The sequence below is a fragment of the Elioraea sp. Yellowstone genome, from assembly GCF_006704265.1.
In the GTDB taxonomy this organism is placed as follows: domain Bacteria; phylum Pseudomonadota; class Alphaproteobacteria; order Acetobacterales; family Acetobacteraceae; genus Elioraea.
This window is the reverse complement of the sequence record NZ_VIKA01000129.1, coordinates 1-9,144: the sequence shown is the minus strand read 5'-3', so window position 1 is coordinate 9,144 and position 9,144 is coordinate 1. Positions and strand designations below refer to the sequence as shown.

9 protein-coding genes and 1 pseudogene are annotated in these 9,144 nt (G+C 73.7%); 4 read left to right on the top strand and 6 right to left on the bottom strand.

Annotation, left to right across the window (positions count from 1 at the left end; translation table 11 throughout):
• The 4 genes and pseudogenes from FK498_RS19370 to FK498_RS14935 all read left to right on the top strand — a co-directional run.
• Positions 1-422, top strand: a pseudogene (locus FK498_RS19370) (hypothetical protein); the annotation flags it as partial.
• Between the two features lie 5 nt (positions 423-427).
• Complete coding sequence (locus FK498_RS14945) at positions 428-1,765, top strand: PQQ-binding-like beta-propeller repeat protein (RefSeq protein WP_141855894.1); 1,338 nt, start codon at positions 428-430, stop codon at positions 1,763-1,765.
• Positions 1,766-1,770: 5 nt separating this feature from the next.
• The gene (gene der / locus FK498_RS14940; RefSeq protein ID WP_141855892.1) at positions 1,771-3,129 is read left to right on the top strand and encodes a ribosome biogenesis GTPase Der; all 1,359 of its coding nucleotides are present in this window, start codon (positions 1,771-1,773) and stop codon (positions 3,127-3,129) included.
• Between the two features lie 2 nt (positions 3,130-3,131).
• Entirely contained in the window at positions 3,132-3,686 is a 555-nt protein-coding gene (locus FK498_RS14935) for a DUF924 family protein (protein WP_141855890.1), read from the top strand.
• A 135-nt stretch (positions 3,687-3,821) separates the two neighbouring features.
• Here FK498_RS14935 and FK498_RS14930 read toward each other — a convergent pair whose 3' ends face one another.
• From FK498_RS14930 to FK498_RS14905, 6 genes are all read right to left on the bottom strand, one after another.
• Positions 3,822-4,784, bottom strand: a complete 963-nt coding sequence (locus FK498_RS14930; protein WP_141855888.1) for a sterol desaturase family protein — start codon at positions 4,782-4,784, stop codon at positions 3,822-3,824.
• The gene (locus FK498_RS14925; protein ID WP_141855886.1) at positions 4,781-5,539 is read right to left on the bottom strand and encodes a polysaccharide deacetylase family protein; all 759 of its coding nucleotides are present in this window, start codon (positions 5,537-5,539) and stop codon (positions 4,781-4,783) included. Before FK498_RS14925 ends, FK498_RS14930 begins: the two co-directional genes overlap by 4 nt.
• Positions 5,526-6,485 (bottom strand): YncE family protein, encoded by a 960-nt coding sequence (locus tag FK498_RS14920; RefSeq protein ID WP_141855884.1) that lies wholly within the window; start codon positions 6,483-6,485, stop codon positions 5,526-5,528. The genes FK498_RS14925 and FK498_RS14920 overlap by 14 nt, the downstream gene beginning before the upstream one ends.
• Before the next feature lie 65 nt (positions 6,486-6,550).
• The gene (locus FK498_RS14915; protein WP_141855882.1) at positions 6,551-7,249 is read right to left on the bottom strand and encodes an ABC transporter ATP-binding protein; all 699 of its coding nucleotides are present in this window, start codon (positions 7,247-7,249) and stop codon (positions 6,551-6,553) included.
• Positions 7,246-8,379 carry an ABC transporter permease gene (locus FK498_RS14910; RefSeq protein ID WP_141855880.1) on the bottom strand — a complete coding sequence of 378 codons (1,134 nt, stop codon included), beginning with the start codon at positions 8,377-8,379 and terminating at the stop codon, positions 7,246-7,248. Before FK498_RS14910 ends, FK498_RS14915 begins: the two co-directional genes overlap by 4 nt.
• A partial coding sequence (locus FK498_RS14905; protein ID WP_141855878.1) for an efflux RND transporter periplasmic adaptor subunit occupies positions 8,376-9,144 on the bottom strand: 769 nt, incomplete at its 5' end. The genes FK498_RS14910 and FK498_RS14905, both read right to left, overlap by 4 nt.

Genomic DNA, 9,144 nt, shown 5'->3' with positions numbered 1-9,144 from the left:
CCGCCGAGGCCTTCGCCGCCCTCTCGGCCGAGGCGCCCGCCGGCTACCGCCTGCTCGCCCGGCTGCGCGAGGCCGGCGTCAAGGCGAGCCTCGGCCAGGCGGACGAGGCGGTCGCGCTCTACGACTCGCTTGCCGCCGACCGCGCCGCACCGCCGCTCTATCGCGACCTCGCCACCCTGCTCTCCGTGCTGCACCAGGCGGACAGGGGCGATCCGCGCGCGCTCGCCGACCGGCTGGCCCCGCTGGCCGCTGAGGGCGCGCCGTTCCGCCACGCCGCGATGGAGCTCCAGGCCGTGCTGGCGGAGCGCCGCGGCGACCGCGCCGAGGCGCGGCGGCTGCTCGAGGCGCTGTCGTCGGATCGCGGCGCCCCCGACGGGATCCGCCGGCGCGCCGCGCAGATGCTCGCCACGCTCGGGAGCTGACCGCGATGCCGGGACGTCGCCGCCTCTCCCGCCGCGCGCTGATCGCGACCCTGCCGCTCGCCACCGGCGGCTGCGGCCTCTGGGACTGGGCCTTCGAGGACACCAAGAAGCCACTGCCGGGCGAGCGTCGCACCGTGCTGCCGGGCGAGGCGGCGGCTGCCGCCGACCCGAGCCTCGCCGACCTGCCGGTCGAGCTGCCCCCGCCGCTGCCGAACGCCGCCTGGCCGGTGCCCGGCGGGTCGGCCGCGAACGTGATGGGGCATCTCGCCGCCGCGGACACGCTCGCGGTGGCTTGGCGCACGAGCATCGGCACCGGGGGGTCGCGGCGCCGCCCGCTCCTGACCACGCCCGTGGTCGCCGAAGGGCGGGTCTACGTCTCCGACGCGGTGGCCGAGATCTCGGCACTCGACGCCGCGACCGGGCGGACGGTCTGGCGCGCCGACGCGAGGCCGAGGGAGAACCGCGGCAGCCTGCTGGGTGCCGGCCTCGCGCATGACGGCGGGCGGCTCTTCGTCGCCACCGGCCTCGCCGAGGTGATGGCGCTGGACGCCGCCACCGGCGCCGAGATCTGGCGCAGCCCCCTGCCCACCCCGACCCGGGGGGCGATCAACGTCGCCGACGGCCGCGTCGTCGTGCTGACGGTCGAGGGCCAAGTGGTCGCCTACTCGGCCGAGACCGGCGAGCGGCTCTGGACCCATCGCGGCCCGTCCGAGACGACCACGCTTCTCGGCGCGCCCGCCCCCGCGATCGACGACGGGATCGTTCTGGCCGGGTTCCCGAACGGCGACATCGCTGCGATCCGGCTGGATACGGGCCGGGCGGTCTGGACCGAGGGCATCGCCGGCATCCGCGGCCGGCCTTCGATCGCCGACATCGCCGCGGTGCGCGGCCGCCCCGCGATCGATCGCGGCCGCGGCATCGTCACCGGCGCGGGCGGCGTGACCATGGCGATCGACATGCGCTCCGGCCGCCGCATCTGGGAACGCGAGATCCCGGGCCGCGAGAGTCCCTGGGTGGCGGGCGAGTGGATCTTCATGCTGAGCGAGTCCGAGGAGGCGGCCGCGCTGCGCCGTGCCGACGGGCGGGTGAAGTGGGTGACACCGCTGCCGCGCTTCGCCGACGAGCAGCGCCGGCGCGATCCGATCACCTGGACCGGACCGCTCCTGGTGGGCGACCGGCTGGTGGTCGGCTCGAGCCGCGGCGAGGCTCTTGCCCTCTCTCCCTACACCGGCGAGATCCTCGGCCGCCAACGCCTGCCCGACGGCGTCACCGTGCCGATGGTGGTGGCCGACCAGACCGTCTTCCTGCTGACGGACGGCGCGACCCTGGTCGCGCTGCGCTGAACCTGATGCGCCCGGTCGTCGCGATCATCGGCCGGCCCAATGTCGGCAAGTCCACGCTGTTCAACCGGCTGGCGCGCCGGCGGATCGCGATCGTCGACGACACGCCGGGCGTGACGCGCGACCGCAAGGAGGCCGAAGCCGTGCTCGGCGGGCGCGACGTGACGCTGGTCGACACGGCCGGGCTGGAGGAGGCGCCGCCCGAGACGATCGCCGGCAGGATGACCGCGGGCTCGGCGCGGGCGGTCGATCTCGCCGACCTCGTGCTGTTCGTGGTGGACGGGCGCGAGGGACTGACCCCGGCCGACCGGCATTTCGCCGCCTGGCTCAGGCGCAGCGGCAAGCCCGTGATCCTGGTGGTCAACAAGGCCGAAGGCCGGGCGGGCGAAGCCGGCTACTACGACGCCTTCGCGCTCGGCCTCGGCGAGCCGGTCGCGGTCTCGGCCGAGCACGGCGAGGGGCTTGGCGAGCTGCACGCGCGGGTGCGCGCGGCCCTGCCCGAGACAGCGGCGGGCGAGGACGAGACGGGCGAGGCGGGCCGCGTCCGGCCGTTGCGGCTTGCCGTGGTGGGGCGGCCGAACGCGGGCAAGTCGACCCTGGTCAACCGCCTGATCGGCGAGGAGCGGCTGCTCACCGGACCCGAGCCCGGCATCACGCGTGACGCGATCGCGCTGCCGTGGCGCGACGCCGAGGGGCGGCTCGTCCGCCTGGTCGATACCGCCGGGCTGCGCCGGCGCGCGCGCGTCACCGACAAGCTGGAGAAGCTCTCCACCGCCGCGACCATCGCCGCGCTGCGCGAGGCCGAGGTGGTGGTGCTGGTGCTCGATGCGCTGTCCCCCCTGGAGGCGCAGGACATCGCCATCGCCGCGCTCGCCGAGCGGGAAGGCCGGGCTCTCGTGCTGGCGCTCAACAAGTGGGATCTCGTGCCGGTGAAGGAACGCGACGCGGTGCGCCGCGCGGTGGCCGAGCGGCTGGCGACAGGCCTCGCCCAGCTCAAGGGCGTGTCCGTGGTGCCGCTCTCGGCACTCTCCGGCGCGGGCGTCGAGGGTCTGATGCCGGCAGTCTGGACGGCCTATGCGGCATGGAACAGCCGCGTGCCGACCGGCGCGCTGAACCGCTGGTTCGCCGCCGCGATCGAGCGCCACCCGCCGCCCCTGGTGGACGGACGGCGGCTCAAGCTGCGCTACATCACCCAGGTGAAGGCGCGCCCGCCGAGCTTCGTCGTGTTCGGCACCCGTACGGGCAGGCTGCCCGAGGACTACGTGCGCTACCTGGCGAACGGGCTGCGCGAGGCGCTGGGCCTCGCCGGCGTGCCGATCCGGCTGACGCTGCGGTCGAGCCGCAACCCGTATGTCGAGGGGGAGTGAGCATGGGCTTCGCGACCACGCCCGAGGACGTGCTGGGGTTCTGGTTCGATCCCGCGACCAAGCCGAAATGGTTCAACGGCGGCGCGGCGTTCGACGACGAGGTGCGCGCAAGGCTCGGCCCGACGCTCGCGGCCGCCGCGCGCGGCGACCTCGCGCCTTGGGAAGGCGATCCGGACGGCGCGCTCGCGCTCGTGCTGCTGTTCGACCAGGTGCCGCGCAACATCTTCCGCGGCACCGCGCGCGCCTTCGCCCACGATGCGCAGGCGCGGCGGATCGCGCGCAGCGTGCTCGACCGCGGCTGGGACCTGCCGCAGCCGGTGGACCGGCGGGCGTTCCTCTACCTGCCCTTCGAGCACAGCGAGGATCTCGCCGACCAGGATCTCGCGGTGCGTCTGTTCCGCGAGCGGACCGAGGATCCGGAGTACCTGAGATACGCCGAGGCGCATCGCGACGTGATCCGCCGCTTCGGCCGTTTTCCGCACCGCAACGCGGCGCTGGGTCGTGCCAGCACCGAGGCGGAGAGGGAATACCTCGCCCAGCCCGGCGCGGGGTTCTGATACCCGGCCGACAAAGGTTCGACCTTTGCCGGCCGGGCATCAGGCCTTGGTTCTGCGCGCGGCCGCCCCTTGAGCCCCGCGCGCCATACCCTCCGCACAAAGGTCAAACCCTTGTGCTCCGGGTATGAGACCCCGTCAGCCGCGCCCGGCCAGCGTGCGCAGGAGCCGCCTCGCCCCCTCGACCTGCGTCCCCCACCACGAGCCGGTCGCCAGCCGTTCGCTGCCCGAGGCGTCGCCCGTGCGCGGATAGCCCGGCGAGAACCGTGCGGTGCCGAAGATCACGTCCCAGACCGGCAGCAGCACGGCGAAGTTCGTGCCGTGCACCCGCGCCGGCACGCCGGCGTCGTGGTCGAGCGCGTGGTGGATGCGGTGGAAATGCGGCGAGACGACCACGAATCGCCCGATGCGGCCGAACGCCAGCCGCACGTTCGCGTGGCTCAGGCTCTCGGCGACGCGCATGACCAGCGCCAGGAGCGGGAACTGGCCGGGCGGCACGCCGATCAGCGTGGCCACGCCCGCGAACCAGAGGGCCGCGATGATGTCGTCGAACAGGTGGTTGCGGTCGTCGGTCCAGAACGTCATCTGGCGCTGGGCGTGGTGCACGGAATGCAGCGCCCACCACCAGTCGAAGCGGTGCTGGAACCGGTGCCGCCAGTACTCCGCGAAGTCGAGGATGACGACGTAGAGCAGGAAGGTGACGACCGGCCAGTCGCGGAGCGCCGGCACCACGGTCTCGAGCGTCGGCGGGATGACGCCGAGGCGCGCGAGCCCCGCCGCCCAGGCGGTCTCCACCGGCTGGAGGATGACGAAGGCGAACAGCGGCAGGAGGCCCAGCCGGTTGAGCAGCGTGTAGGTGACGTCGGTGCCGACCGTGGACGTCCCGCCGTCCCAGCGCTCGACCGGACGCAGCCGCTCGAGCGGCGCGCAGACGAGAATGGACACCAGCACCGCGAGCGCGCCGAACAGCGCGAAGTCGAGCCATTCGGCCGCGTCCTCCTCCCAGGCCATCAGCCCGGCCGCGTAGAGCGCGGGCAGCAGCGCGTGCTCGAAGATCGCCTCCTTCAGCGCGACATAGCCGTCGGCGATCGCCTGGATCATCGCCGGGCCTCGGCGACAAGGCGGGGCGTCGGCTCGGTGAGCGTCGCGAAGCAGAACCCGCGCGCCTTCAGCCCGACGATCAGCTCCTCGAACACGTCGGCGTACTTCTCCTGGCGCGAGCGGATGCCCCAATGCATCACCAGCACCTCGCCGTCGCGGATCGCGCGCAGGCTCTGCGCGACCAGCGCGCGGTTCGGGTAGCGGTCGGAGGGCAGTTCGTCGCCGAGGAAGCCGTTCGCGGTCCAGCCGATGTGGCGGAAGCCGCACTGCTCCGCGAAACGCAGCGCGTTGGGCGTCGTGCGCCCGCCCGGCGCGCGCCAGATCGGATCGAGCCCGCGCCCGGTCATCGCGCGCAGCCGATCCTCGACCGCGCGGAGTTCGCCGCAGAGCCCCTCCGCATCCAGCGTCGTGCCCTCGCGCGCACCCCAGGGCACGTAGCGCACGCGATCCGTTCCGACATCGCCGCGGAAGTACCAGTGGCGCAGCGTGTGGCTGCCGAAGGCGTGGCCCTCGGCTGCGCGCGCGCGCCAGAACCCGGCCCAGGAGTCCGAGAGCGCCGTGTCGCCGCGCCAGGTGCGCTCGTCGGCCAGGAACAGCGTCGCCTTCACGCCGTGCCGGCGCATCACCTCGGCGATCTGCTCGGCGCGGTCCATCCAGCCGGTGTCGATCGTCAGGTGGACCGTGCCGCGGCAGGTCTCGGCGCGTGCCGGGAAGGCGAGGATGAGGAGTGCCGCGAGAACCCTAGCCCATCGCATGGAACAGGATGCCGTGCGGGCTGCGGCCGACGCGGATCTGCGCGACCAGCCCGCCCGTCTCGATATCGATCACGCCGACCCGGTTGCCGACGCGCTGGGTGAACCAGAGCTGTCGCCCGTCCGGCGAGAAGTCGAGGCAGTCCGGCGCGCCGGGCGCGCGGAACTGGGCGAGGACGCTCAGGCTCTCCGAATCCAGCGCGGTGATCGTGCCGGCCACCCGGTTGGTGACATAGAAGAACAGCCCGTCGGGCGAGGGGAAGAGGTTGTGCGCACCGGCGCCGGTCCGCACCTTGCGGATCGTCGCGCCGGTCTCCGGGTCGATCTCGCTCACCGTGTCCTCGCCCATGTTGGCGACCAGCAGCGCGCCGGTCGGGCTCATCACCACCCCCGCCGGCGTGTCGCCCGTCGGCTGGCGCCAGAGCACGCGCGCGCTCTCCGCCTCCACCGCGACCAGGGCGTTGCTGTTCTGCAGCGTCACATAGGTGATGCGGCTGTCGGCCGACCAGGCGATGTGGCTCGGCAGGCGCGGCATCGCCAGGCGATGCACGAGCGTGAGGTCGTCGGCGCGGTAGAGGTCGATCTGGTTGCGCCGCAGGCTCGCCACCGTCAGCCACTGCGCGTTCGGGCTGTACATCAGGTGGTAGGGATTGGAGACCCGCAGCGTGCGCCGGATCGCCCCGGTATCGGGCTCGAGGAAGAGGAACTCGTTGCCCGCCGAGTCGCCGACGACGATCTCGGCGCGGTCGGGCGAATAGACGAGGTGGTGCGGCTCGCGCAGCGCCGGCGTCCGGCGCACCACTTCGCCGCGGGCGGCGTCGATCACGCTGACCGTCGCATCGCGGCTGTCCAGCACGTAGACCAGCCCCGCCGGCGCCGAGGCCCGGGCGATCGAAGGGGCCGCGAGGGCCGAGGCCGTCGCGCCGAGAAGCAGGGAACGCCTGTGCATGGGTGGGGTCTCTCCGCCGACCGCGCCGCTTCATACCAGAACCGGCCGCGGACGGGAACATCCGTTCACGCCGCACGCCGCCGGTCCTGCTCGATCCGCCCGTCGCGCAGCGCCACCATGCGGTCGAAGCGGTCGAAGATCTTCTCGTCGTGGGTCACCACCAGGATCGCCGTCTGCCGGTCCTGCGCGACCTGGCGCAAGAGGTCCATCACCACACGCGCGCGTTCGGAGTCGAGCGCGGCGGTCGGTTCGTCGGCGAGGATGATCGAGGGGCGGTTGGCGAGCGCGCGCGCGATCGCGACGCGCTGCGCCTCGCCGCCCGAGAGGCGCGCGGGCATCGCGGCGGCGCGCCGCCCGATCTGGAGATAGTCGAGCAGCCCGCGCGCGCGGGCGCGCGCCTCGGCCGCATCCACCCCTGCGAGCGTCATCGCCAGCGCGACGTTGTCGGTGGCGTCGAGGAACGGCAGCAGATTGTGGAACTGGAAGATGAAGCCGATGCGCTCGCGCCTCAGCCGACGCAGATCGGCCACCCGATATCGCCCATCCCACACCGTCTGGCCGTCGATCAGCAGCCGGCCGTCGGTCGGTTCGAGGATGCAGGCGACGATGTTGAGCAGCGTCGACTTGCCGCTGCCCGAGGGGCCCTTGATGCCGACCACCTCGCCCGGCTGCACCGCGAGATCAACCCCGTCGAGCGCGCGCAGCGCCGTCTCGCCGGCGCCGAAGGTCTTGCCGATCCCTTCGAGCGTGATGCGCGCGGTCATCCGCCGAGCGCCTGCTGCGGCTCGATCGCGAGCGCAGCGCGGATCGAGACCAGGCTGCCGAACAGGCAGATCAGTCCGATCACACCGGCCATCATGGCGATCTCGGCGGGGCCGAGAGCCACCGCGCGCGGGAACAGCCCACGCGAGGCGAAGACGACGGCCGTCGCCGTGAGGTAGCCTGCCCCGCCCAGGATCAGCGCCTGCTGCAGCACCAGCCCGACGATCGTGCGGTCGGGCGCGCCGATCAGCTTCAGGGTGGCGATCTCGCGCAGCTTGTCCATCGTCATGGTGTAGATGATGAGCGCGATGATCACGGCGGAGACGAACAGCAGCACCACCGTGAACATGCCGAGCTGCACGCGCGCGCGCTGCACCACCGAGCGGGTGAGGATCTCGCCCTGTTCGGCGTCCGTCAGCGCGGCGAGGTGCTTCCAGCGACGGATCGTTTCCGCGACCGCGTCCGGGTCCGCGTCGGCGTGGAGACGCGCGACCACCGCGTTGACCGTATCGGTCGAGCCCGCGCCGGCGCCTGCGGCGAGAGCGCGCCGCGCGGCGGGCGGGGTCAGCTTGAACTGGAGGTCCTGGCTGTCGCGCAGATGCACGAAGGCGAGCGGATCGCCGCCCGAGGCGACCAGGCCGCGCGTGAGGCCGACCACGCGGTAGCGATCGCCGCCGAGCTCGACCGTCGCGCCCAGCGGCAGGCGCGCCCGCGCATCCACCACCATCTCGAAGCGCGCGCCGCCAAGGCCCCGCCCGGCCTCGATCGCCGACGGCCCGCCCGGCCGGCCGGGCTCGTGACCTATGACCTGCATCCGCAGGATGCCCTGCGGCGCCTTCGCCTCGGCGGTGCGCAATGTGATCGCGCCCGCCTCGGCCACGCCGGGCACGCGCGCGACGATCGCGCGTACGTCGCCCGGAATGCGCGAGCTTTCGGCGAAGGGGCCGCGCGTGCCCTGCTCGACCACCCAGAGATCGGCGCGGAGCGAGCGCGACAGCGCGAGTGCCTCCGCCACCACGCCCTGGTAGATGCCCACCATGGCGAGTGCGACCGCCATGAGCAGGCTGAGGCCGAAACAGGTCATCAGGAACCGCCCGAGGCGGTGGCGGATGTCCGCGAGCGCGAGATTCACGGGGCGACCGCCCGCGCCGCCCGGCCGACGGCAAAGCCCGCGCCGACCTTGACGGCCACCGGCACCTCGGCCGGCAGACCGTCGGTGATCGCGAGCCGCGCGTCGAGGGTGCGTGCCGCGAAGCGCACCTGGCGCCGCGCCAGCCTGCCGTCCTCGATCGTCCAAACCGTGCCGGCCGCACCGTCGAAGCCGTGCACCGCCGCCTCCGGCACCAGCCGCGCCGCCGGCAGGCGCCCGGTCTCGATCACCACCTCCGCCTGCTCGCCGAGATAGACGGTCTCCGGACACTGGCGGCATCGCACATAGACGCGCCGCTCCTCGGTCACGCGGTCGCTCTCCAGCCCGATCCGCACCACCTCGCCGGCAAGCGGCGCGCCGGGGCGGCTGCGCATCGTCACGGTCGCGGGCTGGCCGAGCGCGAGATCGCCGGCGCTGCCCTCGTCGACATGGGCGAGCGCCCAGAGGCTGCCGCGCGCCACCAGCGTGAACACCGCCTCGCCGGGATTGAGGGCGCTTCCGGGCTCGCGGGTGCGCGCGATCACCACCGCATCGTAGGGTGCGGTGAGCGTGTGCTTGTCCAGCGCCGTGCGCTCGACCAGCAGCGTCGCCCTGGCGTCGGCGAGCGCGGCCGCCGCGACCGCCGCGTCGGCCCGGTTGACGGCGAGATCGGCGGCGGCGACCGCGGCCTCGGTCTCGGCCTGCTCCGCCGCCTCGACGCTGCCCGACCCGCGCGCGGCGAGCTCGCGCCGCCGCGCCGCCGTGGCC

Coding starts and splice junctions, on each gene's coding strand:
- FK498_RS14945 (WP_141855894.1), top strand. CDS start 428: ATGCCGGGACGTCGCCGCCTCTCCCGCCGCGCGCTGATCGCGACCCTG.
- der (WP_141855892.1), top strand. CDS start 1,771: ATGCGCCCGGTCGTCGCGATCATCGGCCGGCCCAATGTCGGCAAGTCC.
- FK498_RS14935 (WP_141855890.1), top strand. CDS start 3,132: ATGGGCTTCGCGACCACGCCCGAGGACGTGCTGGGGTTCTGGTTCGAT.
- FK498_RS14930 (WP_141855888.1), bottom strand. CDS start 4,784: ATGATCCAGGCGATCGCCGACGGCTATGTCGCGCTGAAGGAGGCGATC.
- FK498_RS14925 (WP_141855886.1), bottom strand. CDS start 5,539: ATGCGATGGGCTAGGGTTCTCGCGGCACTCCTCATCCTCGCCTTCCCG.
- FK498_RS14920 (WP_141855884.1), bottom strand. CDS start 6,485: ATGCACAGGCGTTCCCTGCTTCTCGGCGCGACGGCCTCGGCCCTCGCG.
- FK498_RS14915 (WP_141855882.1), bottom strand. CDS start 7,249: ATGACCGCGCGCATCACGCTCGAAGGGATCGGCAAGACCTTCGGCGCC.